This window comes from Pseudochelatococcus sp. B33 (genome assembly GCF_053570585.1).
Genome location: NZ_JBSEFH010000007.1, coordinates 113,564 through 138,097 on the forward strand (window position 1 = coordinate 113,564; position 24,534 = coordinate 138,097).

Annotated in this window: 21 protein-coding genes; 11 read left to right on the plus strand and 10 right to left on the minus strand. The window is 62.8% G+C overall.

All coding sequences use genetic code 11. The annotated features are described in order from the left end of the window. The first annotated feature begins 233 nt into the window (after nucleotides 1-233). The 4 genes from trxA (at nucleotide 234) to ACUSIJ_RS09495 (ending at nucleotide 3,243) form a co-directional block, all read left to right on the plus strand. Nucleotides 234-1,127 (plus strand): thioredoxin, encoded by an 894-nt coding sequence (gene trxA, locus ACUSIJ_RS09480; RefSeq protein WP_449308142.1) that lies wholly within the window; start codon nucleotides 234-236, stop codon nucleotides 1,125-1,127. A 105-nt stretch (nucleotides 1,128-1,232) separates the two neighbouring features. Further along, complete coding sequence (locus ACUSIJ_RS09485; RefSeq protein ID WP_449308143.1) at nucleotides 1,233-1,904, plus strand: LON peptidase substrate-binding domain-containing protein; 672 nt, start codon at nucleotides 1,233-1,235, stop codon at nucleotides 1,902-1,904. A gap of 109 nt (nucleotides 1,905-2,013) precedes the next feature. After that, nucleotides 2,014-2,247, plus strand: a complete 234-nt coding sequence (locus ACUSIJ_RS09490; protein ID WP_449308144.1) for a Trm112 family protein — start codon at nucleotides 2,014-2,016, stop codon at nucleotides 2,245-2,247. 132 nt (nucleotides 2,248-2,379) lie between these two features. Then, entirely contained in the window at nucleotides 2,380-3,243 is an 864-nt protein-coding gene (locus ACUSIJ_RS09495; protein ID WP_449308145.1) for a lytic transglycosylase domain-containing protein, read from the plus strand. 22 nt (nucleotides 3,244-3,265) lie between these two features. Here ACUSIJ_RS09495 and mutT read toward each other — a convergent pair whose 3' ends face one another. From mutT to ACUSIJ_RS09510, 3 genes are all read right to left on the minus strand, one after another. Beyond that, the gene (gene mutT, locus ACUSIJ_RS09500; protein WP_449308146.1) at nucleotides 3,266-3,682 is read right to left on the minus strand and encodes an 8-oxo-dGTP diphosphatase MutT; all 417 of its coding nucleotides are present in this window, start codon (nucleotides 3,680-3,682) and stop codon (nucleotides 3,266-3,268) included. Next, nucleotides 3,679-4,920, minus strand: coding sequence for a bifunctional glutamate N-acetyltransferase/amino-acid acetyltransferase ArgJ (argJ, locus tag ACUSIJ_RS09505; protein ID WP_449308147.1), 1,242 nt, complete (start codon nucleotides 4,918-4,920; stop codon nucleotides 3,679-3,681). The genes mutT and argJ overlap by 4 nt, the downstream gene beginning before the upstream one ends. A gap of 292 nt (nucleotides 4,921-5,212) precedes the next feature. Then, nucleotides 5,213-6,166 (minus strand): peptidylprolyl isomerase, encoded by a 954-nt coding sequence (locus ACUSIJ_RS09510; RefSeq protein WP_449308148.1) that lies wholly within the window; start codon nucleotides 6,164-6,166, stop codon nucleotides 5,213-5,215. Between the two features lie 393 nt (nucleotides 6,167-6,559). Here ACUSIJ_RS09510 and secA point away from each other — a divergent pair, with 393 nt between their 5' ends. Next, nucleotides 6,560-9,400 (plus strand): preprotein translocase subunit SecA, encoded by a 2,841-nt coding sequence (gene secA / locus ACUSIJ_RS09515; RefSeq protein WP_449308149.1) that lies wholly within the window; start codon nucleotides 6,560-6,562, stop codon nucleotides 9,398-9,400. Between the two features lie 389 nt (nucleotides 9,401-9,789). After that, nucleotides 9,790-11,583, plus strand: a complete 1,794-nt coding sequence (locus tag ACUSIJ_RS09520) for an EAL domain-containing protein (protein ID WP_449308150.1) — start codon at nucleotides 9,790-9,792, stop codon at nucleotides 11,581-11,583. An 89-nt stretch (nucleotides 11,584-11,672) separates the two neighbouring features. On the opposite strand, the gene ACUSIJ_RS09525 is transcribed toward ACUSIJ_RS09520, so the two are convergent. From ACUSIJ_RS09525 to ACUSIJ_RS09555, 7 genes are all read right to left on the minus strand, one after another. After that, the gene (locus ACUSIJ_RS09525) at nucleotides 11,673-12,050 is read right to left on the minus strand and encodes a hypothetical protein (protein WP_449308151.1); all 378 of its coding nucleotides are present in this window, start codon (nucleotides 12,048-12,050) and stop codon (nucleotides 11,673-11,675) included. A 585-nt stretch (nucleotides 12,051-12,635) separates the two neighbouring features. Then, nucleotides 12,636-13,499, minus strand: coding sequence for a D-amino-acid transaminase (locus ACUSIJ_RS09530; protein WP_449308279.1), 864 nt, complete (start codon nucleotides 13,497-13,499; stop codon nucleotides 12,636-12,638). 149 nt (nucleotides 13,500-13,648) lie between these two features. Next, nucleotides 13,649-15,688 carry an FAD-dependent oxidoreductase gene (locus ACUSIJ_RS09535; RefSeq protein WP_449308152.1) on the minus strand — a complete coding sequence of 680 codons (2,040 nt, stop codon included), beginning with the start codon at nucleotides 15,686-15,688 and terminating at the stop codon, nucleotides 13,649-13,651. 317 nt (nucleotides 15,689-16,005) lie between these two features. Further along, entirely contained in the window at nucleotides 16,006-16,776 is a 771-nt protein-coding gene (locus ACUSIJ_RS09540) for an amino acid ABC transporter ATP-binding protein (RefSeq protein ID WP_449308153.1), read from the minus strand. Further along, complete coding sequence (locus ACUSIJ_RS09545) at nucleotides 16,776-17,444, minus strand: amino acid ABC transporter permease (protein ID WP_449308154.1); 669 nt, start codon at nucleotides 17,442-17,444, stop codon at nucleotides 16,776-16,778. The genes ACUSIJ_RS09540 and ACUSIJ_RS09545 overlap by 1 nt, the downstream gene beginning before the upstream one ends. Nucleotides 17,445-17,527: 83 nt before the next feature. After that, complete coding sequence (locus ACUSIJ_RS09550) at nucleotides 17,528-18,373, minus strand: transporter substrate-binding domain-containing protein (RefSeq protein ID WP_449308155.1); 846 nt, start codon at nucleotides 18,371-18,373, stop codon at nucleotides 17,528-17,530. A 42-nt stretch (nucleotides 18,374-18,415) separates the two neighbouring features. Then, nucleotides 18,416-19,339: a dihydrodipicolinate synthase family protein gene (locus ACUSIJ_RS09555; RefSeq protein WP_449308156.1), complete on the minus strand. Its 924-nt coding sequence runs from the start codon at nucleotides 19,337-19,339 to the stop codon at nucleotides 18,416-18,418. Between the two features lie 82 nt (nucleotides 19,340-19,421). Between ACUSIJ_RS09555 and ACUSIJ_RS09560 the strand changes: the two genes are divergently transcribed. From ACUSIJ_RS09560 to ACUSIJ_RS09580, 5 genes are read left to right on the plus strand one after another with little or no spacing between them, the layout of a single operon-like run. Then, nucleotides 19,422-20,147: a GntR family transcriptional regulator gene (locus ACUSIJ_RS09560; protein ID WP_449308157.1), complete on the plus strand. Its 726-nt coding sequence runs from the start codon at nucleotides 19,422-19,424 to the stop codon at nucleotides 20,145-20,147. Beyond that, nucleotides 20,144-21,307, plus strand: a complete 1,164-nt coding sequence (locus ACUSIJ_RS09565) for an NAD(P)/FAD-dependent oxidoreductase (RefSeq protein WP_449308158.1) — start codon at nucleotides 20,144-20,146, stop codon at nucleotides 21,305-21,307. The genes ACUSIJ_RS09560 and ACUSIJ_RS09565 overlap by 4 nt, the downstream gene beginning before the upstream one ends. A 1-nt stretch (nucleotide 21,308) precedes the next feature. Further along, nucleotides 21,309-21,602, plus strand: coding sequence for a (2Fe-2S)-binding protein (locus ACUSIJ_RS09570; protein ID WP_449308159.1), 294 nt, complete (start codon nucleotides 21,309-21,311; stop codon nucleotides 21,600-21,602). Beyond that, complete coding sequence (locus ACUSIJ_RS09575; protein ID WP_449308160.1) at nucleotides 21,599-23,005, plus strand: FAD-dependent oxidoreductase; 1,407 nt, start codon at nucleotides 21,599-21,601, stop codon at nucleotides 23,003-23,005. Before ACUSIJ_RS09570 ends, ACUSIJ_RS09575 begins: the two co-directional genes overlap by 4 nt. Nucleotides 23,006-23,007: 2 nt before the next feature. Then, nucleotides 23,008-24,462, plus strand: a complete 1,455-nt coding sequence (locus tag ACUSIJ_RS09580; RefSeq protein ID WP_449308161.1) for an aldehyde dehydrogenase family protein — start codon at nucleotides 23,008-23,010, stop codon at nucleotides 24,460-24,462. Nucleotides 24,463-24,534 lie beyond the last annotated feature (72 nt).

Below are 24,534 nucleotides of genomic sequence, written 5' to 3' on the forward strand. Positions count from 1 at the left end.
GGAAAAGTATACGCGCATGCCGCGCCGCTTGCGATCGGCCAACCAAAAGCCCATTTTTTCCGGATGCGTCCGCCGGCTATGCGGGTGTCCCGGGATTGACTGGTGACAGACGCCGCGGGAGGCGTCACAACAGGCAGGTCTGCATGGTACGTTCTCTGGCGGATTCACCGGCGGCTGCAACGCATCGCCGGCCTCGCTGAAAGCCGCTCCGGAAACTTCACAGGGGTTCATTCATGGTAGCCGATACGCACTCTGCATCCGCGGCGCTTGTCAAGGATACGACGACACAGAACTTTCGCCAGGACGTCATCGCCGAATCCGCCCGCCAGCCGGTGCTGGTGGATTTCTGGGCCCCATGGTGCGGCCCCTGCCGCCAGCTCACGCCGGTCATCGAGAAGGCGGTCGCGGCGGCGGAAGGGCGCGTGAAGCTCGTCAAGCTCAATATCGACGACCATCCGGAGATTCCCGGACAATTGGGCATCCAGTCCATTCCGGCCGTGATCGCCTTCCAGAACGGCCAGCCGGTCGACGGCTTCATGGGGGCGCTGCCGGAGAGCCAGGTGCGCGGTTTCATCGAAAGGCTCGTCGGCCCGCTGGGCGGTGGCCTGGACGCCCTGCTGGACGAGGCGGACGCCAGGGCCAAGGCCGGCGATGTCGCCGGCGCGGCGGAACTTTATGCCTCGGTGCTGGCGCAGGCCCCCGACAACACCCGCGCCGTCGGTGCGCTGGTGCGGCTGCACGTCAAGCTGGGCGATCTGGAGGGCGCGCGCCGCTTCCTCGACTCGGCGCCCGCCGACAAGGCGGCGGACGCCCACATCGCGGCCGCGCGCGCCGCGCTCGAAGTCGCGGAGCAGGCGCAGAATCTCGGCGATTTCCGCGAGCTGGAGGAGCGCCTCGCCGCCGAGCCCGACGATCATCAGGCCCGTTTCGATCTGGCGCTGGCGCTCAACGCCCGCAACCGCCGCGAGGACGCGCTGGCGCATCTGATCGAGATCGTGCGCCGCAACCGCGGCTGGAACGACGACGGCGCGCGCAAGCAGCTGCTGCAGTTCTTCGAGGCGTGGGGACCGACGGACCCCGCCTCCGTGCTGGGGCGCAAGCGGCTTTCGTCGGTGTTGTTTTCGTGAGGCGGCGGCACGGCGCATGAGGCGCGCGGCGGGCGTTGGCCCGGCGGTGTTCGTGACGGCCGGTTTCGTGAACGCGCCTGGCTGACGAGCGAAGAGGAAGATGCCATGATTGCCGCCCACCGATCGATTGCCGACTGCCCCGGCGTGATCCCCCTGTTCCCGCTGGCCGAGACGCTGCTGCTGCCGCGCGGGCACCTGCCGCTGAACGTCTTCGAGCCGCGCTATCTGGCGCTGGTCGATTACGCGCTGGGGGCGCACCGCGTGTTCGGCATCGTCCAGCCGGATGCCGACGTCGACCCCGAGCAGTCGGATGCGGTGGTGCCGCTCTACAGGGTGGGCTGCGCCGGCCGCATCACGCAGTTCGTGGAGATGGAGGACGGTCGCTACCTGGTGTCGGTCACCGGCATCGCCCGTTTCCGCATCGCCGAGGAACTGCAGGTGCTGACGCCCTATCGGCAGGCGCGCGTGGACTATGAGCCGTTCCAGGCGGACTTCATCGCCCGCGCCGGCGAGGACAAGGTCAACCGGCAGGCGGTGCTGGAGGTGCTTCGCCGCTATGCGAGCGCCCGCAATCTGCGCGTGGACTGGAACACCATCGAGCAGGCGTCGAACGAGGCCATCGTCAATGCCCTGTCGATGATGTCGCCGTTCGGCACGCGCGAGAAACAGGCGCTGCTGGAAGCCCCGGACCTCAGGACGCGCGCCGATACGCTCATCGCCATCACCGAGATCGAGCTGGCGCGCTCCGGCGGCGATCCGGATTCGACCCTCCAATGATCCCCGACGGCGGTGGTTGACGCGGGCGGCGGTTCCTGCTTTCTCAACCCCGCTCCCGGATCCTGAGGTTTCCGGGCGGCTTCTTGACGGCTTTTCAGGAGACGACACGATGAGTGACCAGAACGCAGCGACCCCCGAAACCTCCAACGGCGGCGCGGGTGCGGACCGCACCGCCACGATCGATCCCAAGCTGCTGGAGCTGCTCGTATGTCCGCTCACCAAGGCGCCGCTCGAATACGACGCCGCGAAGCAGGAACTGATCAGTCGCCAGGCCAAGCTCGCCTATCCCATCCGCGACGGCATCCCGATCATGCTGCCGGAGGAGGCACGGCCATTGCCGTGAGCGGCCGCGGGACGCTGACGAATTGTTGATGCGGGTACGACGTTATCAAAAGCGAAATATAATCCTGTTACAGCTATGATCTAAAAATATCGGAGTTCTACCGGTAACGTTCATCTGAAGGCTGGACAGCCCATGCGGTCACTTCTCGTCGTCATCGGGGCGATGCTGTCATCGTCGGCGCTGGCGCAGGATGCGCTTCCCGCCGGAACGCCGGGCTGGGTGGCGTCCGCTCCCGCAGCCGTCGTTCCGGAATCGGCCGCGCCCAAGGCCGAGGCCGCTGCCGTCGCGCCCGCCGAGGCTTCCCCGGATGCTTCCAAGCCGGATGCTTCCAAGCCGGAAACGGCCAACCCGGAAGCTGCCAAGTCCTCCGAGCCCTCAAAGTCCTCCGAGCCCTCTGAGAAGCCGGAGGCCGTCCCGGCCGAGGCTGCCGCCGCGAAGCCCGTCGGCAGGGAAACGTACCGTAAGATCCTGCGCGAGAAGGCGACGGCCTTCGGGGTGCCGTTCGAGCTGGCCGACGCGGTGACGGAGGTCGAGAGCAGCTACAGCCATGCCGCTGTCGGCGGTGTCGGCGAGATCGGGCTGATGCAGGTGCTGCCGTCGACGGCGCGCATGCTCGGCTTTTCCGGCACGCTTGCCGAACTCGCCAGGCCCGAGACCAATATCCATTACGGTGTCACCTATCTGGCGCAGGCGTGGCGCCTGGCGGGCGAGGATATCTGCACGGCGGTGATGAAGTATCGCGCCGGCCATGGCGAGAGCCGCTTCTCGCATCGTTCCGTCGATTACTGCATCAAGGTGCGCCGGGGCCTGGCCGCGCGCGGCTATACGGTGACGGGCGAGGTGCCGAAGGCGACCTTTGGCGAACCCGTGGGCGGCGGCACGCGCGTCGCCGGCAAGGCCGCCAAGAAGAGCCGCCTCAACTGGCGCGCGGCGGATGCGCGCTGGCGTGCGGTCACCGGCAAGATCAATTCCTCCAGCCTGATCATCATGCAGTAGCAGTAGATGCGGCGCGCTCGCGCTAGGCCTGCAGATCGGTCAGGAACGGAATGAGCGGCTCGTCGGCCGGCGGCATGGGATAGTCGCGCAGGCGATGCGGGGCGACCCATTTCAGCGCCTGCCCCTCGCGCGAGGCGACGATACCCTCCCAGCGCCGGCAGATATAGAGGGGCATCAGCAGGTGAAACGTCTCGTAGGTGTGGCTGGCGAAGGTCAGCGGCGCGAGGCAGGCGGGCTTCACCGTGATGCCGAGCTCCTCCTCGAGCTCGCGCACGAGCGATTCCTCGGGGTTTTCGCCGGGCTCCAGCTTGCCGCCGGGAAATTCCCACAGGCCGGCGAGCGCCTTGCCCTCGGGGCGCTGGGCAATCAGCACCCGCCCGTCGGCGTCGATCAGCGCGCAGGCGACGACGAGAACGATTTTTCGTCCTGCCCCGCTCATGAGCGGTAATCGCCGTTGATGGCGACGTATTCCTTGGTGAGATCGCACGTCCACACCGTCGCCGCGCCGCGCCCCAGGCCGAGATCCGCGGTAATGGTGATTGCATCGCCGCGCATATAGGCTGAGACCTGTTCCTCGTCATAGGCTGGGTCGCGCTCGCCCTCGTGCGCCACGCGGATGTCGCCGAATGAGATGGACAGGCGGTCGCGGTCGGCGGGCTCGCCCGCCTTGCCCACCGCCATGACGACGCGGCCCCAGTTGGCGTCCTCGCCGGCGACCGCCGTCTTCACCAGCGGCGAGTTGGCGATGGACAGCGCCACCCGCTTGGCCGAGGCAGCGCTGACCGCTCCCTCCACCTTGACCGTGATGAACTTGCGCGCACCCTCGCCGTCGCGCGCCACCTGCTGGGCGAGGTCGACGAGCAGGCTGTTGAGGGCGCTGCGGAAACCCGACAGCCGCCGGTCGCCGGCGGTCTCGATGCGCGGCGCGCCCCTGGCCGCCGCCGCACCCGTGGCGAAGGCGAGCAGGGTATCGGAGGTCGAGGTGTCGCTGTCGACAGTGACCGCGTTGAACGAGCCCTGAACGCCGCGCGACAGCAGGCCCTGCAGGGCGGCGGGCGTCAGCGGCGCGTCGGTGAAGACAAAGGCGAGCATCGTCGCCATGTCGGGCGCGATCATGCCCGCGCCCTTGGCGAAGCCGTTGACGGTCACCGGCACGCCGCCGATGGTGGCGGTGCGCGTCGCGACCTTCGGGAAGGTGTCGGTGGTCATGATGGCGCGCGCCGCGTCGAGCCACCCGCCCTCCGTCGCCGCCTTGGCGCAGTCCGCAAGGACGTTGCCGAACTTCGTCGCGTCGAGCGGCTCGCCGATGACGCCGGTGGAGGCGAGGAACACCTCCGCCTCGCTGCTGCCCGCGACCCCGGCGGCGAGCTTCGCCGTCAGCGCGGTGGCCTCGCGACCCTTCCTGCCGGTAAAGGCATTGGCGTTGCCGGAGTTGACGACGAGGGCGCGTGCCGCGCCCTGCGCCAGATTGGCGCGGCACCAGTCCACCGGCGCGGAGGGGCAACGGGAGCGCGTGAACACGCCGGCAACCGCCGTGCCGGGGTCGAACAGCGCCAGCAGCACATCGGTGCGGCCCTTGTAGCGGATGCCTGCCGCGGCGGTGGCGAAGCGCACGCCCGCGACAGGCGGCAGATCGGGATAGCTTTTGGGCGCGAGGGGGGAGATCGTCGTGGACATGGTGCGCTTCGGGTCGTCTGCTGCCGGAACGTGTCTGCCGTGAAAAGGCCTGCGGCATCGAACCAAAGAATGGGTATGTTTTTTTGGCTCGATGCGTGAACTGGAGCATTTCTCCTTTTCGCTGAAACGGAGAAATGCTCTATCTCTTTGTTTTTACGCAATTCCGGACGCAAAACCGGTGCCCGTTTTTGCTGGAATTGCTTTGGACGCAAACTGCTTCAGAGCGGCGCACCGGACGCCCGCGCGGGACGGGCCGGACCCGGACGCGCCGGTCAGGACCGTCGGGACGGTGTCATTTCTGCGCGGGTGCGCCTTCCTGCGCCGGCGTGCCCGGCTGGCCCGCGCCGTCCTGGCCCTGCGCCGCGCCGTCGGCGGGCTTGTCGAGACGCTCGATCTTGGCCTGCTCGCGCAGCTTCAGCACGGCTTCCTGCTGGGCTTTCTGGACGATGAAGGTCTTGATCTGGTCCTGGATCTCCTCGAACGTCGGCACCGGCTTCTGGCGCTTGTCCTCGACCTTGATCACGTGCCAGCCGAACTGGGACTTGACCGGCGAGGACACCTTGCCGGGTTCGAGCTTGAACGCGGCCTCGGCGAATTCCGGCACCATGCGCTCGCGGGTGAAGTAGCCGAGATCGCCGCCTTCCCGCGCCGAGCCGGGGTCCTTCGACAGCTCGGTGGCGAGGGCGGTGAAATCCTCGCCCTTCTCAAGGCGGGCGACGATGTTCTTGGCGGTCTGCTCATCCGGAACGAGGATATGGCGGGCGCGCACTTCGTCCTCCGGCTGGAGGCTCTTCACCGTCTCGTCGTAGAGCTTGCGCGCCTCCGCTTCGGTGGAGGCATCGCTCGCCGCCTTGGCGAGATACTGGTCCACCAGCACCTTGTCGCGCGCATAGGCGAGGCGGCGGGCGAACTCCGGCGTGTCGGCGAGCTTCGCCGCTTCCGCCGCGGCGGCGCCGAGGCGGATGTCGATGAGATAGCCGATGACGTAGTCGCGCTTCTGCGCTTCCGGCAAGGCGGGCAGGCGGTCGCTCAGTTCCTCGAGGGCGAGCTCGAGGTCGCGCTCGGTGATAGGGGTGCCGTTGACGCGCGCCAGCACCCTGTCGTCGTTGGCACTTCCGTTGGCATTCTCCGGCGCGGCCTGCGTGGCGGCCGGGGCCTGCTGGGCATACGCACCGTGCGCGAGCGCGACGAGTGGCAGGGCCGAGAGGGCGAGAAGGGCGGAAAGACGTGAACGGCGCGCGGTCATAAGTATAATCCAGACGTGATGACGAGATCGGATTCTGCCGTGAGGCAAGAACGGATTCGGCGGCCGGGGGGCCCGGCAGTCATGAATGAGTGGCGTAACCCGGAGCCGATGGCAAGGAGATTCGTATCGACCGGCGGATTCGCTTTTGCCCCGATTGTCCCCTCACGACAGTTGACAGCGGGGCCGGATGCGCCCATCTCGCACCTGTGCATTCACGTCAGCTCGAGCGCTCGCGCGGTGTATGACCCCCGGGCGCTTGCGCGGCGTGCGGTTTTGTCGCGTGCCCGGCGGCATCGACGCGCCGCCGCTCTGGACCGCGGACGCCTCACCGGTTAAACCGTGTGGCGCAGATCGCGTCGAGACGTATCATACTCTGGTTCTGGAAGGCTTTCCATGTTAGGCGGCATAGCGAGAAGACTCTTCGGTTCGGCCAACGACCGGCGCTTGAAGACCTACCGGGCGCGGGTGGCGGCGATCAACGCGCTGGAGCCCGAAGTCGCTGCCCTTTCCGACGACGAACTGCGCGCGCGCACCGAAACATTCCGCCAGCAGTTCGCCGACGGCAAATCGCTCGACGACCTCATCGTGCCCGCCTTCGCCACCGTGCGCGAGGCGGCGAAACGCGTGCTCGGCCAGCGCCATTTCGACGTGCAGCTCGTCGGCGGCATGGTGCTCAACGAGGGCTCGATCGCCGAGATGCGCACCGGCGAGGGCAAGACGCTCGTCGCCACGCTGCCGGTGTACCTCAACGCGCTCGCGGGCAAGGGCGTGCACGTCGTCACCGTCAACGACTATCTCGCCAGCCGCGACGCCGGCAACATGGGCCGCATCTACCGCTTCCTCGGGCTCTCCGTGGGCGTGATCACCCACGGCCTCGACGACGACCAGCGCCGCGCCGCCTACGCCGCCGACGTCACCTACGGCACCAACAACGAGTACGGCTTCGACTACCTGCGCGACAATATGAAGTACGACCTCGGGCAGATGGTGCAGCGCGGGCACAACTACGCCATCGTCGACGAGGTGGACTCGATCCTGATCGACGAGGCGCGCACGCCGCTCATCATCTCCGGGCCGCTCGACGACCGCTCCGACCTTTACAACACCATCAACGCGCTCATTCCGCAGCTCGTCCGCGACGATTACGACCTCGACGAGAAGCAGCGCGCCGTCTCGCTCACCGAGAAGGGCAACGAGCGCATCGAGGAGATCCTGACCGAGGCCGGGCTGCTGAAGGAAGGCGCGGGGCTCTACGACGCCGCCAATGCCTCGCTGGTGCACCACGTCAACCAGGCGCTCAGGGCGCATACCCTGTTCCAGCGCGACAAGGACTATATCGTGCGCAACGGCGAGGTCGTCATCATCGACGAGTTCACCGGCCGCATGATGCAGGGCCGGCGCTACTCCGAGGGCCTGCACCAGGCGCTGGAGGCCAAGGAGCGGGTGCAGGTGCAGCCCGAGAACCAGACGCTCGCCTCCATCACCTTCCAGAACTATTTCAGGCTCTACGGCAAGCTCGCCGGCATGACCGGCACGGCCGCGACCGAAGCGGACGAGTTCGCCGACATCTATCATCTCGACGTGGTCGAGGTGCCGACCAACCTGCCGGTGCGCCGCGTCGACGAGGACGACGAGGTCTACCGCACCGAGAAGGAAAAGCTCAAGGCCATCGCCCGCGAGATCGAGGAGGCCTCGGCCAAGGGGCAGCCGATTCTGGTCGGCACCACGTCCATCGAGAAGTCCGAGGAACTAGCCGCCTATCTGGTGCAGAGCGGCTTCCGGCAGATCGACTTCGCCGCGCCCGACGCGCTCGCGCCCGTGTTCGAGGCCGCGCGCGCCGGCAGGGCGAGCAAGCACTTCGCCGTGCTGAACGCCCGCTTCCACGAGCAGGAGGCGTTCATCGTGGCGCAGGCCGGCGTGCCGGGCGCGATCACCATCGCCACCAACATGGCCGGCCGCGGCACCGACATCCAGCTCGGCGGCAACGCCGACATGCGCATCCTGCACGAACTCGGGCCGGAGCCGGAGGAGGGCGCCGTCGATCCGGAACGGGCGGCGCGCGAGCAGGCGATCCGCGACGAGGTGGCCACGCTCAAGCAGCGCGCCATCGAGGCCGGCGGCCTCTACGTGATCGGCACCGAACGGCACGAGAGCCGGCGCATCGACAACCAGCTGCGTGGCCGCTCCGGCCGCCAGGGCGATCCCGGACGTTCGAAGTTCTACCTGTCGCTGCAGGACGACCTGATGCGCATCTTCGGCTCCGAGCGCATGGACAGCATGCTGGTCCGGCTCGGGCTGAAGGAGGACGAGGCCATCGTCCATTCCTGGATCAACAAGGCCATCGAGAAGGCGCAGGGCAAGGTCGAGGCGCGCAACTTCGACATCCGCAAGAACATCCTCAAGTACGACAACGTCATGAACGACCAGCGCAAGATCGTGTTCGAGCAGCGGCGCGATTTCATGTCGCGCGAGTCCGTGCGCGAGGAAATCGACGACATGCGTCACGGCGTCATCGACGACATCGTCCTGAGCCACATCCCGCCGGACGCCTATCCCGAGCAATGGGACGGCGAGGGGCTCGCCACTGACGTGCGCGAGCTGCTCAACCTCGACCTGCCGGTGGTCGACTGGCTGAAGGAAGAAGGCATCGCCGACGACGAGGTGCGCGAGCGCATCCGCGCCGCCGCCGACGAGGCCTATGCCGCGCGCGTGGAGCGCAACACGCCGGAGCTGTCGACCTATGTCGAGAAGCAGATCCTGCTGCAGTCGCTCGATCACCTGTGGCGCGAGCATCTGGTGACGCTCGACCACCTGCGCCAGGTGATCGGCTGGCGCGGGCTGGCGCAGCGCGATCCGCTCAACGAATACAAGGCCGAGGCCTTCCAGCTTTTCAATGGCCTGGTGAACGAGCTGCGCACGCAGGTCACACGGCAGGTGTCGCGGGTCGAGATCGTGCTCCGGGCACCGCAGGAAGAGGCCGCGCCCGTGCCCGAGCCGGCGTTCGCCGGGCAGGAGCTCGCGGGACAGGAACTCGCAGGGCAGGAGCTTGCAGGGCAGGAGCTTGCAGGGGCAGGGGGGCTGTTCGCCCCGGCACAGGCCGCGCCGGGAGCCGGGACATTCGCGCCGCCGCCGTCCGCCGCCGATCCGGCCGCCTGGGGCAAGGTGGGGCGCAACGATCCCTGCCCCTGCGGCTCGGGCCGCAAATACAAGCACTGCCACGGCCGCTACGCCTAGTACCGCTTCGCGATCCCGGGAGCGGCATTGCTGTGCGACAATACTACTAGCTGGCAATATAATTGGGGATAAGCGCCAGCGGGCCGCGGTTTAACTTGATTTTTCTGCGTCGATAAAGACGAGTTTTGCGATTGTTGCCGGTGTAAAATTTCTTCCAAAGCGATGGCGGCACGCCGGGCTGGATTTGACTCGGCGACAATCATTTCTTTAGAAAACAGGTCATATCTTCTAACGGTTCACAGTATATCTGTAATATAGCGCGAAACTATACGTATTTTAGCCTTACAAGGTATTTTAACTATTTGTTAAGTTTTTGTGTATTTTGCGGCGAAATTGCGTTACGATGTGTGCACTTTGGATGATGCGTTCAGCCAGTTGAGTGAAGCGTCATGGCGATGATTGCAGTGCTGGAGCCACGGGAAACACAGGCGGCTCCTTTTGCCGTTCCCGCCGGTATTCGGGGGAGCGATGTCGTGGTGGAGAGCTTCGGATCGCCCGATTGCCTGATGGAATGGGCGCGGTCGATGTTCGCGCCCGCGCCGTGTGAGGCGGGTTTCCCCTGCGAGGCACCCGCGCCGGCGAAGGGGCCGGTCATCATCGTCATCAACAGCGGCGCCATCGACGACGCGACGATTGCGCTCCTGCGCGACCTGCGGCGGACGGCGCCGGCAACGAATCTGGTCGTGATCAGCGAAAAGTGCGACCATTCGTCGTCGCTGCGGGCCTTCGAGGCCGGCGCCATGGAGGTGCTGACGCGCGAGATGGGGCAGGAGACGAAGATGTTCCGCCTGCGCCGGGTGCTCGCGCTCGCCCGTCACGGCCAGGAGCCGGTGCGGACGCGCGACGTCGCCCGCCCCGATATCGACCGGGTGACGAACCTGCCGAGCCAGCCCTTCTTCCAGGAGGAGGTCAAGCGGCGCATCGCCCGGGCCGGCGACAACGCAATGGCGTTCCACGTCGTGAACATCGACAGTTTCGACATCGTCAACAACGCCTTCGCGCCCGCCGTGGGCCAAAGGCTGCTCGAAGTATGCGCCAACCGGCTGCGCAACATTCTCGGCCGGGACCACAGCGTCGGGCGGTTCGGCGCCAATGGCTTCGCCGTGCTCCAGTGCAACGTCGGGGCGCCCCACGACGTCGAGGCGCTCGCGCGCCAGATCTCGGCGCAACTGTGCGCGCCGTCCCTGATCGAGGGGCACCACATCCGCCTCGCCGTGACGATCGGCATCGCGCGTTTTCCGCAGGACGGCCGCGGGTACGAGGAGCTCGCTCATCGGGCGGGGCTTGCGGCGGGGTACGGCGCCCAGGCCGACAGGCGCGGGGTGTCGTTCTTCCATGACAGCATGCTGTCCACCGCCCGCAAGACCGCGCTGCTCAACATCGAGCTGCGCAATGCGCTGGCGACGCAGCAGTTCTTTCTGGAGTTCCAGCCGCAGGTCGACCTGCTCACCGGTCGGCTGCTGGGCGGCGAGGCCCTGGTGCGCTGGCGCCGCCCCGACGGATCGGTCACGCCGCCGGGAGAGTTCCTGCCCTATGCGGAGGAGAGCGGGCTGATCGTGGCGCTCGACGAGTGGGTACTGTTCGAGGCTTGCCGCACCGCGCGTCATTGGCATGACGCGGGGCTCGACCTGCGCGTCAGCATCAACCTGTCGGCGACGCAGTTCGCCCGGCGCGGCATTCCGAACCTCATCGCCCACGCCCTGCAGGAAACGCGTCTCGATCCCGCCCGCCTCGACATCGAACTCACCGAGAGCGTGGTCATGCAGGACGTCGATCGTGTCCGCGACGACCTCGCCCGCATCCGCGCGCTCGGGGCTTCCATCTCCATCGATGATTTCGGCGTCGGCCACTCGTCCCTGCATCTGCTGCGGCAGTTGCGCGTCGACCGCCTGAAGATCGACAAGGAATTCATCCGCAACCTGTCCACGAGCCCGAGCGACCGGGTCATCCTGCGCACGATCGTGGGATTGGGGCATGAGCTGGGGTTCAGCGTCATCGCGGAAGGCGTGGAGACCGCTGACCAGCTTGCGATCCTGCAGGAAGAGGGCTGCGACGAGGTCCAGGGCTTCCTGTTCGCCCGCCCGATGGCGGCGCGCGATTTCCTGGCCTATGCCCAGCACCGGCCGACCCGGCCCGCAAGACGCAACAGCGAGCCGCATGCCGGCGCCGTGCCGTCCCGCTAGGGCAAAAAACGGCAGCTTTGCGCCGCGTGGGCTCGACCGCTTCTCGATGGGCCGGGCTCATGGAGAAGCGGTGTCAGGGGCGCTTCCCGTCAAAGGCAGCTTTCAACTTTTCCCTTGCTGACCAGTTCCTGCCACCGGGGACCCAGCACCTCGCGCGCCGGGATCGCGTCGGCGGCGCCTTGGCTTCCGTCCTCGAACATCTTGATTTCAAGGACCTGCTCGTAGGAGCCCGTGCGGACGATCTGGCCGGGAACGTAGGTCGTCTTGCTGTAGTAGGTGCCGCCGCTCGCCCGGGTCTTCGTCTCGTATCCGCCGGGGAGCTGCTCGACCTGGACCGTGTCACGCGCGCTGGCATCGATCACGATGTATTTGTCGTATCCGGCCTTGATCGTCTCGATGGCGGCCTGCATCTGCGCGGCGCTCGCCGCCGAGCCGCTGCTGCAATCGGCATCCGCATTCACACGCACGATGAGGGAATCCTGAGAAACGCGAACGACGCTGGATGATACGCACGCAGCCAGGAAGGGCAGGCAAGCCAATGGAACGAGCGCCCGTCTGATCATATTGCCTCCGCACAAATGATACCATCGGTCTTGGTCATCGACCGACGCCGAATGAGCTTCGCTCGAGCGCGTACCCTCGGCCGATGAGGCAAGCTCGTCGACCCTTGGCGTAACGTAACGCGCGAATCCCGGAAACGTCGAATCGAAGCCATAAAAACATTTTAATAATATATTGGTGACTATCTAATGTAAATTATCACAATTTAAAAATAAAATGCCTCATATTCTTACAATCCATGATTGCATATAATATGGAGATACATCAGTATTTAAATTTAAAATGAGTATTAATTTATATTTTTTAAATAAAATATGGTATATTTTATGTATAAAAAGTAGAATAGCTATTGATTGGCACGCTGCGATTGCGTGCCGATGGACGGTCCGCGCGCGGGACGCAATCCGTTTCCCGCCAAATCCCGCGCGCAAGCAACCGCATGCCTATGACCGAGACGCCCGTCGCGGCCGAAACCGTGGCGCTGACGGTTGTCAGCGCGACGATCGAGATGATCTGGCGACTTCGATGTAAAGACGTCGCAGTTCGGTCACGATGGGACCGGGTTTCCCGTTGCCGAGGGGGATGCCGTCGATCTCGACCACGGACGCGACAAGGGTGGTGGCGCTCGTCGCAAAGGCCTCTCTGGCCGCGAGCGCCTCCGCAACGCTGAATGCGCGCTCCTCGCATCGCAAGCCCTCCTTCGCCAACAATTTTTGCAATGCAATGCATGTGCAACCGGCCAGGGTTGTCGTGGATCTCGGGCGGGTTATCACGGTGTTGTCCTGGGTGATGATGTAGGCCGTCGACGATCCTCCCTCTGTGACCATGCCCTTCTCGAGCATCCACACTTCCTGACATCCGGCTTCCGCCGCCGCCTGTTTGGCGACAACCTGCGCCAGGAGGTTGACGCTCTTGATATCCCGTCTTGCCCATCTCAGATCCGGGAAGGTCTTGACCTTCAAACCATTGATTCCTGACGGCGCACCGACGAGGTTCTTCTCCTGCGTGAACAGCACGATGGACGGAGGAACGTCTGCGGGAGGGAAGACGAAGTCGCGTTCGGCGGCACCGCGCGTGATCTGGATGTAGACTATGCCCTCCTTCAACTTGTTGGTGTTGATGAGTTCGCGCTGGATTTGCGGAATATGCGGCAGCACCTTGGGTTCAGCGATCCCGATTTCCCTCAACGAGCGCTGAAGTCTTTCCAGATGCAACTCGTTATCGACCATCTTGCCGTCGATGACCGCCGTGACCTCGTAAATTCCGTCACCGAAGAGAAAGCCGCGATCCGTGATCGAAACAGCTGCCTCCCGGTGCGGGACATAGGCGCCATTCACATAAGAAATTTGTTGCATAGCCGTATCTTTGCGCTGTTGTTTCAAAGGGTTGAGAAGTTCCTCCCTTGCCGATGCCGTCCCCGAAGACAGTTGGCATCGTTGCATGGGCGAATGCTTCCGATCTGCTCCCATCGCCTCTATTCCCCAGACAATACACTCACAATCCGCTAGAAATCCTTGCAAAGTCGAAGGCTATCATAAAGTGCAGCATGGATATTGCGGCTGGCGACTGAATCGCCCACTCTAAAGAGCATGAATTCGCCTTCGGGATTGGACGCTACGGTCTGAGGCCGTCCTTCCATCAACGCGCGGTAGTCAACCGCGCCGAGGTTACGCGAACGTGGCTTCAATTCCATGTAGAGTTCGTCATTCGGGATGGTTCCGTGATCGCTGACGATTTGGTCGACCTCCCGTGTCTCTTCCTCCAGGGTGTATTCATTCCGTAAGGTCGCAATCAGGCTGTTACCCGTAGACCTTACGCTGCGCAGCCGCCTGTCCGGCGATATGGACACACCTTTCTTATACAGATGCGACAGATAGACGGGAAATGTATACGCACCGGCCTCTATGCCGAGGTAGCGTTCCGGGGTGACAACTTCGATTTGCTTGCTGGCCTGCGCCAGATAGTCAGCGCAGCTTATTCCGGAATCGCTCCCCTGATCGTCGAACATCAGGACGCGTTCGCCGATCTCTACGCGGCCACCCAGTATATCCCACGTGCTATAGACATACTCCGCGCCCTCGATCTCGCCGATGTTGGGAAGCCCTCCGGTTGCGATCACGACAATATCGGGGGAAAATCTTTCAATCATCGCGGCGTCCGCCATGTAGCCGAGCCAAATATCAACTCCAAGTTTTCGGCACTGGTCCTCAAGCCATAGCGCGATCGTCTGAAGGTCTTGGCGCCAGGTTACCTTCGACGCGACGTTGATCTGGCCGCCGACCTGAGTTTCCGCCTCGATCAAGGTCACTTTGTGACCTCGTTCGGCCGACACGCGAGCCGCTTCAAGTCCGGCAGGGCCGGCACCAACGACGACCACGTTCTTCTGCGAATCCGCCCGTGGCACGATATGAGGCATGGTGGCCTCACGTCCCGTTGCAGGATTCTGCAGGCAAAGAGCCTCTCCTCCGGTATAAATGCGGCTGATGCAGTAGTTGGCACCCACGCAAGGACGGATGTCGCTTTCGCGCCGCTCCATGAGTTTACGCACCATGTGCGGATCGGCGATCTGGGCGCGCGTCATGCCCACGAGATCGATGATACCTTCCTCGATGGCACGGGTCGCGGTGGCAAAGTCAAGAATCCGGTTAGCGTGGAGTACCGGTATCGACACGGCGGCCTTGATCGCACCCGCCATGGCGAGATAAGGCGCCAGCGGACTTCCCATGCTGGGCATCGACAGTGATGCCGCACGCCAGTTGTAGGTATTGCTTGCCATGACGTTCAAATAGTCGACGGTTCCGGAGTCCGCGAACGCCTTGGCGATTTCGAGGCACTCTTCCTGATCGAGCCCCTCTTCGGCAAACTCGTCCGCAGTAATCCGGACGCCAAGGACCGGTTTTTCACCGAGCCCACGCCGAACCGCGTCGATAATCTCGAACGGAAAGCGAAGACGATTTTCAAGACTTCCGCCGTATTGGTCAGTACGCATATTCACTGCGGGCGAGAGAAACTGCATTGCAAGCTGGCCGCCTGCGAACAGCAGCTCGATGCCATCCAGTCCCGCCGCCTGAGCCCGGCGCCCGGCGGCATGGAAATCCTCCAGGATGCGCTCGAAATCCCAGTCTTCCATTTCCTTCGGAAAGGAGCGGTGCTGGGCTTCGCGCACGGCCGAGGCGCTTACCGGGGGCAGCCAGGAACCGGTATCCCAACGACCTCGCCGGCCAGGATGCGAGATTTGGCAGAAGCAGGCCGCACCATGGCTGTGAACGGCGTCGACGAGGACCTTGATATGCGGGATGGCCCGATCCTCGGCGAGCGTGAGTTGGCCGAACGGCGCGACCGAATCCGATGACACGGCGGTCGATCCGCCGATCATCGTCAGCGCCACCCCGCCCTTTGCCTTTTCCTCATGGTACAAGCGATATCTTTCCCCCGCCAGCGACTGGGTGCCGTAGCCGGGAGCATGCGCCGTGCTGACGATGCGATTGCGCAATGTCAACTCACGTAAGCGGAAAGGTTGAAGGAGAGCATCATACCCTGACATGTCGATCGATCCTGGTTTCGCGATAGTTTTTGTCTATCGTTGAAATCTCGCCCAAGCTGGTGACAACTGCCCAATAGTCGAAATAGAGTTACATTCTGCCTGTATTGACAGAAAATGTAAGCTTTCCATTTGATTTTCACCTCCAGAATGCGCGTGATACGGCGGCGGTGACAAGTTTTTCTATCGAGCCTTAAGAGACAGATAAATAAAGGAAGCGTGGCAATCCGGTTCTCAGCGGAAAACTGAACGCATATATTTCCCAGCGCACGTGACGAAACTTCCTGTGACTTTCTTTCCCGCTGTGTGCTTGTGGGTTATCAGCAATTCAGGACGCCCTGAAAGCGCTTCAGGAATGCGCTCAGCCGTTCAGTTTGCGGATTGGTCATCAATTCCTGGGGCTTTCCACTTTCGAGCACACGGCCTCGATCGAAAAAGTAAAGCGTGTCCGCGACGTCCCGTGCGAAGGTCAGCTCGTGCGTGACCACGATAAGCGTACGCCCCTCCTTTGCCAGATCCTTGATGACGGCAAGCACTTCTCCGACAAGTTCGGGGTCGAGAGCGGAAGTCGCCTCATCGAACAGGAGAACGCGGGGGTTCACGGCGAGCGCGCGAGCGATGGCCACGCGTTGGGCCTGGCCGCCGGACAACTGTCCCGGATAGGCATCCGCCTTGTGTTTCAGGTTCACCCGTTCAAGCAGTTTCAGCGCCGCCTCTTCGGCCTCTTCCCGCCTGACGCCGTTGACGATGATTGGCGCGAGTGAAATGTTGCGCAGCGCCGTCATGTGAGGAAACAGGTCGAAGCTCTGGAAAACCATTGCCATTGATTTTCGGAAGCGAAGCGTTGCCTCCTCGCCGGACTTCATTTTGTTGTCAGCAAAACTGACAGCATCGCTACCGATCCGCATGGAGCCTGCCGTCGGCGTTTCGAGCAGGTTCAGACATCGCAGGAACGTAGACTTGCCGCAGCCGCTCGAACCGATGATCGCCGCAGTGCGACCCTCCTCGAGCGACAGGCTGACATCATCGACAGCAACGATCGAACTGAAGACTTTCCTGAGGGAACGCACCTCGATGAAGTTGGTCGACATCAGAGTGAACCCCTATTGTTGAAACGCCGCTCAACTTGATAGGCGACCGACGCCATGGGCCAGATCAACATGATGTACAGGAGCGCGGCAAAGGTAAACACTTCCAGGGGGCGAAATGTGCTTGCGGTCAGCGATGACGCGGTAAACATTATGTCATGAACGGACACGATAGAAAGCAGAGATGTATTCTTGAATTGTATAATTGACTGATTGACTATTGCCGGCGTCATGCGGCGGAATGTCTGGGGCAGTATGACGTGATACATCGTCTGCCAATAAGACATACACAGGGAGCGGCAGGCATTCCACTGACCTTTTTCAATGGACTGGATACCGCCTCTGAAGATTTCCGCGGAGAAGGCGGCCATGTAGAAGGTCAGGCCACAGCCAGCCGCCAGCCAGGCCGGCATATTGATGTTCAGTGCCATCGGGAACGCATAGTAGAACCACACGATCTGAATGAGCGCCGGTGTACAGCGGAAGATGCCGATAAAGAGGGATACGGCCTGCCGCGCCACCCAGATCTTGCTTATGAGAAGCAGGCCCAGGATCAGGCCGAGAATAAGTCCCGCAACGGTGGTAGCGACGCCATAAGCGATAGTCACCCAAATCGCCTCTATCCAGGCGCCCGGGTCCCATACGGCGGACCAATCAAACTCGTAGTTCATCGTCTTTCCCGCAACACAGGCTGGCCCGAAACACAGGCAGGCGGTCCGGCCGCGTAAGGCGCGACCGGACCGTTCGGAAGTTCTCAGAATTGAACTTCGGGCGGGATGACGCTCGTGTCGAAGCCGGCATTCTGGAGAACCTTGATGAAGATGGCCTTCACCTCTCCGGAGGCCTGCTTTTCCTCGGACCACTTCTTCAGCCAGGGGGTCAGACGATCTGCTGCCCTGATAATGCCCGCGGATGACCCCATCGACTGGACCGGGCTCGGGAAAACGATGTCACCGAAGGCATTGGAGGCATTCTTATGGACGTTCAGACAGCGCAAGGCATCCGCGCCCATGATGTCGGCCCGTCCGGACTGCACGGCCAGAGTGACTTCCGCATATTCGGACAGAGTGATGTGTGTCGCCTTGGGAGCAAACTCCTTGAACGCGGTCTCAATGCTTGTTCCGGTCACGGTCGCGATGCGCACCTCGGGTTTGTTCAGCGATTCCCAGGTGCCATCGGACTTGAAAGATTTGCTGGTCACGCCGCAGAAAGCCAGACCGTACATGGGTCCCACCATCGAGAGAGCCTTTTCGCGCTCCGGTGTGGCACTCATGCCCGGCCAAAGGTCGATTTTATTGGACTGGAGGTCGAGAACGACGGTCTTCCAGCTGGTTTCCCGGAATTCCGGCTTGATCTCGCGCCCCATTTCCTTGGAGAGATCCCGGGCGATCGCGTGGCAGAGATCGATCTCGTACCCCTCCCATTGGCCCGTCTTGCGGTCCTCCCACGATCCGACCGGGTCGTTGGGAATGGCGCCACACACGATCTTGCCTGACGACTGGATACGATCCCAGACCGGGTCGGCGGCAGCCGCACCGATGCCCGCCAGGCTGATGCCGAATGCAACAATCATGGAAGATAAAGAGATTGTACGTTTCATTTTATTCCCCTTGGCTGTTTTGATCTTTTTGGACTGTTGTTTTCAAGCTGTTGCGACTTCGGCAGCTTGAATGCCGGCTCGCTCGTATATTGCCTTGATTTCCGAACCGATCTTTTCGATCTGGGCCCTGTCGCCCATACGATGCGGGCTGCGCGTGACGCCTCCCGGCCGGCCAAGCGCCGCCATGGCGCTCTTGACGAAGGCGAAGTTGCTCAATCCCGATCGCGCGAGCAGATGGTACATCTCGTCGATAACCTGCTGATTGCGCGATAGCGCTTCGGCGTCGTTGGAACGGAATGCCTTGTAGTAGTTCACGACTTCTCTGGCGCACACGTTGGAGATGGTCGAAACGATGCCGCTGGCGCCACGCGACAACAATGCGCTGCCATAGGGTTCGAGGCCCACGAAATGCGCGAGCCGGTCGCGTGTTGCGTAGTACAACTCGGCTACTGCATAGAGATCGCGTGCGCTTTCCTTATAGGCGGCGATGTTGGGCAGGTTGGCGATCTGGGCTGCCGTCGACGGCGAGAGCGCGACCCCGACGCGGGCCGGATTGTTGTAGACCATGACCGGCAGGCCTATCGCACCCACCTCCTCGAAGGCCTTTACGATTTCCGATGGAGTCGGAAGAGAATAGACTGGAGGGAGCACCATGCAGCCATCGAAGCCCAGCCCCTTTGCAACCCTGGTGAGCTCCAGGGTCTCGGCGTGATTGGTCGAGGACGTGCCGGCAATCAGCGTGCCCCGCCCCGCCACGTATTCGAACGCCGCCTGGAACAACTCGATGCGCTCGGGAACCGACAGGGAATAATACTCCCCCGTGCTTCCCCCGATGACGAAGCCGGAGACGCCTTCCGACAGCAAGAGATCCACCATGGCCTTCAGCCGATCCATGTCGATGCTGCCAGCTTCGGAAAATGGTGTAGCCAACGCCGGCAACACCCCGCTCCAACTTACCTTGGCCATAATTGCGTACTCTCCTGATTGACGTTTGCCACAATTCGATATATCGTATGTCGAATATGAAATTGCTGTCAAGGGGACATGTATGGCCGAAGATGGAGTTGACAATCTGCGCTACGAACAGCCCGTTCGCGGAGATACACTGGCCGAGCAGGTCTACCGTCAGCTTTGCACTGCGATCCTGTCCGGGTCGTTCGCCCCGATGGAAAGAATCACCATTCGCCGCCTCGCCGATGAAATCGGCGTCAGCGCGACGCCTGCGCGGGAAGCGGTGCTCCGCCTGGTTGCCGACGGGGTGCTTCAGACAACCGACAAGAATGCGATCATGGTGCCCGAGCGCACCGAAGCCGAGATCATCGAGATCTTTGACATCCGCCGATCCCTGGAGGGAAGCATGGCGGAAGTGGCGGCCACTCGCTTCGCCGACGCAGACATCCAGTTTCTCGCCGAAACGCAGAAAAAATTTCTCAGGCACCTGGACGATTCAAATTACAAGGAAGTTCTTGCGACGAATTCCGTTTTCCATTTTTTCATTTACACGAAATCGAATCTCGCTCTGCACCTGAAATTGACCGAAAGTCTTTGGCTGAGAATTGGACCGACGCTTCGATATATGTATCCAGTGCTTCACAAGAACCGCACGGACCATCGCAGGCATGAGGAGATCATAGAAAGCGCGGCCCGGCGCGATCCAGCGGCGCTGAAGAATGCGATTCTTGCAGACCTTCAGTCTTCCCAGGTGGCTCTCATGCAATATCTTGAGAACTATAACAGCGAGCGATCGCCCCGAATAAGGCGCCTCAGGGGATGAGCAAGCCGCCCGAGTACCAAGATCACCAAGGTCATGGCCGCCACATGTCTGCTCGCTCGTTTGATGTAATCGTCATCGGCGGCGGAATATTTGGTCTTTTCTGCGCGCTTACCCTGGCTGGTGCAGGAAAGGCGGTCGTGGTGATCGAGCGTCAAAAGGCATGGTCGGAAGCATCCGCGGTCAATGCCGGATCCCTCGGCGTTCAGAACAAGCTTCCCGCGCTTGTCCCCTACACGCTCTGGTCCTGGGATATCTGGAAGGGTCTGGCTGCCCGGCTTGGCGGCGACATCGGCCTGCGTCGGGATGGCGGCTACAAAGTTGCGACGAACCAGTCCGAGGCAGAACGGCTCGACGAAGTGTCGCGACAGCAGCAGGACTTGGGGCTGGAGGTCACGCGCTTAGGGGCGGCCGAGATCCGTCGGCTGGCGCCGTGGATATCGACCGACTGTGTAGCGGCAACATTCTCTCCACAGGATGGCTTCGCCAGCCCGACGCTTCTTGGGCCTGCGTTGCGACGGGCCGTTGAAGGCGCCGGCGTGACGATCGTCGAAGACGCTGCGGTCGAAACCATCAGGCCGGGCGCTCGGCCGAGCGTGCTGACGCGGCGCGGTGAATTTCATGCGCAACAGGTCGCCATAACCGCGGGTGCATGGACCGGCCGGCTGGCCGCGATGGTGGGCGTCAGACTGCCCATTTCGCTCGATGTGAACATGGTCTCCGTTACGGAGCCGGCCCGGCCGACCATCGGAAATATCGTTACGCACGCACGGGGTATCCTGACGCTGAAGCAGGTCGCCAACGGCAGTTGCCTGATAGGAGGGGGGTGGCAGGGCATCGGCACCTTGGACGACTCCCGCAAGGAGTTGAGTTACGATCAACTCATCCACAATCTCCGCCTGGCATTGCGGGTCATCCCGGGCCTTGAACGACTGAATGTCGTCCGCAGCTGGGCGGGATATGAAGGTGTCACGCCGGATTCGCTGCCATATCTCGGGCTATTGCCCGGTCATCGCAACATCTATTGCGCTGCATGCGCGCGCGGCGGTTTCACGTTGGGCCCCTTGATGGGCCAACTCCTGGGAGAGCTGGTTCTCAGCGGAAGCACGTCGAGGCCGATCGATGTTTTTGATCCCGGAAGGCTTGCATATGTCGCTACCTAACATGCGCCTCATCGACGGCATCATGCCGCCGAACGAAACGGTTACCTTCGTCTTCGAAGGCGAGAAGCTGACCGGTTGGGCGGGAGAGGCCATCGCATCCGCGCTTATGCGGGCGGGCATTCTGGCGTTGCGCCGGACCCGTATCGGCGACGAAGCACGCGGATATTTTTGCGGCATGGGGCTTTGCTGGGAGTGCGCGGTGCATGTCCAGGGATTGGGCGTGGTCAGGAGCTGTTCACATCCGGTTGGCGAGGGTCAGGTGATTTCGTTTGCTGACGGGCGGTTCGACAAATGAGCGGTCCGGTCGTGATCATTGGAGCAGGTCCGGCGGGTTTGTCATGCGCCTCGGAACTCGTCTCCGGCGGCCGGGAAGTGGTCCTGATTGATGACAATCCGATTCCCGGTGGGCAATATTTTCGTCAGTTGCCCCACACCTATCGCATTTCTCCAGGCGCGCGGCTGCTCCGTGACAAGGCGCGCTTCGACGAACTCGCGCGGGTTCTGACCAGGCCCGGTGTCCGGCATCTTCCTTCAACCACCGTCTGGGGCGCACCCGGCAACAGGACGGTGTCCTATGCCGGTCCTGCGGCCAGCGGCCGTATAGAAGCATCGGCAATCGTCATTGCAACGGGCGCCCAGGAAAAGTCGCTGCCGTTCCCCGGATGGACGCTTCCGGGCGTCATCTCGGCGGGTGGATGCCTCAATCTCGCAAAGGCGCACGGGCTGGTGCCCACCGGCAGAGTGGTCGTCGCCGGGAACGGACCGCTCGTGCTCGTTGCTGCGGCGACGATGATCGCAGCCGGTGCCAATGTCGTTCGCGTGGCGGAGGCTCAGCGCGACATTCGGCTCGCCACGGCCGCCCTTGCCGGCTTGACCGCCGCGCCGGGCATCCTGCGCACCGGGATCGGCTACCGGGCACGCATCCTCGCAGCAGGAGCAGGATTCCGCTCCGGCTGGATGATCGCCGCCGCCAGAGGAGAAAGCAGGCTGGAGGCGGTGGGCATCGCTCCGGTCGGCACTGATGGTCGCCCCAGGCTCGCGAAGCTGGAGTGGATCGAAGCAGAAACGCTGGTGATGGGTTACGGCCTGCTGCCGGGCATCGACGCGGCCAGGCTGTTCGGCTGCCGTATCGAGCATGATCCCGCGCTGAACGGGTTTGTCCCGTGGCGCGACAACACCCTCTGCACCAGCGAAGAGGCCCTATACGCGGTTGGCGATGCCGCCGGCATAGGGGGAGTCGAGGTGGCGCTCCTGGAGGGCCGCATCGCCGCCCATTCCATTATGCGCATGAATGCTCCGGCGCGGCTCGTAGCGCGCTACCGTCACTTGGACCGCTATCGCCGCAAGCTCAATCTGGCCTACCAGATGTCGACACCGCTCGTCGCAGCGACGGACGACACCATCATTTGCCGGTGCGAGGAACTCACCCTCGCGCGGCTGCTGGCCGATCCCGGTTGTGACCGCGGCAGCCTGAATGCGGTGAAGACATCAAGCCGGCTCGGAATGGGCCGATGTCAGGGACGCTGCTGCCTGCACGCAGCATCCTCCCTGCTGGGGCTCGGCACCGTGGACAATGCGTCGCATCCGCGCACCCGCCCGCCGCTGAGACCGATTCCGCTGGGCCTTCTGGCCGCCGATCGTGACGCTGGCCCGGCATTTGAACCGGATGAGATCAACCTCTCGGAACACAAGGAATAGACATGACACTTCAACGCCACCTCGAAGGCATCTCGCTTGATCCTTACGTGAACGGCGCCCGCCGAAAGATCTCCGCGGCCACGCATCCAACGTATGATCCCGCTACGGGCGAGGTGTTGTGCGAGGTCCCCATCAGTGACGCCGGCGTCGTGGACGAGGCGGTCGAGGCTTCGAAGTCGGCGCTGAAAGGCGTCTGGGCCAATGTAACGCCGGCCGAGCGAGGCCGCATGCTTTTCCGCGTCGCGCAGGCCATTCGCGCCGACGCCGAACGGCTGGCCACCATAGAGTGTATCGATAGCGGCAAACCCCTGCGGGAAGCCATCGGCGACATCGAGACATCCGCGCGCTATTTCGAGTACTATGCGGGCATCGCCGACAAGCTGCAGGGCGACACCATTCCGTTGGGCAAGGACTTCGTGTCGTTTACCCTGCATGAACCGATCGGCGCGACGGCTCACATCATTCCCTGGAACTTTCCACTCGTCACGACTGCGCGCGGCTTGGCTCCCGCCCTCGCCGCAGGGGCGACTGCCGTCATAAAGCCAGCCGAGCAAACCCCGTTGACCGCGCTCATCCTGCCGGAATACCTGGAAAAGGCAGGCATTCCGGCCGGAGTCGTCAATGTCGTTTGCGGTCCGGGCCGAACGACAGGCGCACCGCTGACCCTGCATCCCGGCATCGCCCATGTGACCTTCACCGGCTCAGTGGCAACGGGAAAGGCCGTCATGACAGCGGCAGCGTCCCATGTCGCTTCCGTCACCCTGGAACTGGGCGGCAAGTCGCCGGTGGCTGTTCTGGCGGATGCCGATCACGACGCGGCGCTGGAAGGCGTCTTGAAGGCAATCTTCACCAACGCCGGCCAGGTCTGCTCGGCAGGCTCGCGTCTTGTCGTGGAACGCAGTATTGCGGATTTTTTCCTGACGCAGCTTGTAGAACGGATCAGCACCTTTACGTTCGGCCACGGTCTCGACAATCCGAACATCGGCCCGGTCGTATCCCGGGATCAGCTGTCCAAAATCGAAACCATCGTGAATGATTCCGTAGCCGCCGGGGCCGAGCTCTTGACCGGCGGAAGGATCAAGAAACCAGATGGGCTGAACGGATGGTTCTACGAGCCGACGGTCCTTATTGCGCACGATCCTTCGACAAAGTGCGCCCAGGAAGAAATCTTCGGGCCTGTGCTCACAGTGCAGATTGCCGAAGATTTCGAACATGCGTGCGAACTGGCGGAGGGCACGGACTTCGGTCTGGTCGCCGGAATCTATACGAAAGACGTCTCCAAGGCCTTACGCTTCAGCCGGCATGTGTCGAGTGGGCAAGTCTTTATCAATCAATATTTCGCGGGCGGCGTTGAAACCCCCTTCGGCGGCACCAAGAATAGCGGTTTCGGGCGCGAGAAAGGTCTGGAGGGGCTTAAAGCATACCACACCGTCAAGACGGTGACCGCCCGTATCTAGGCTCAGGGCCTATTAATTTATGTTGAGGCGTGATGAGCTTGGCCCTTAAAGGGGGCTTTGAGGGCCAAACTG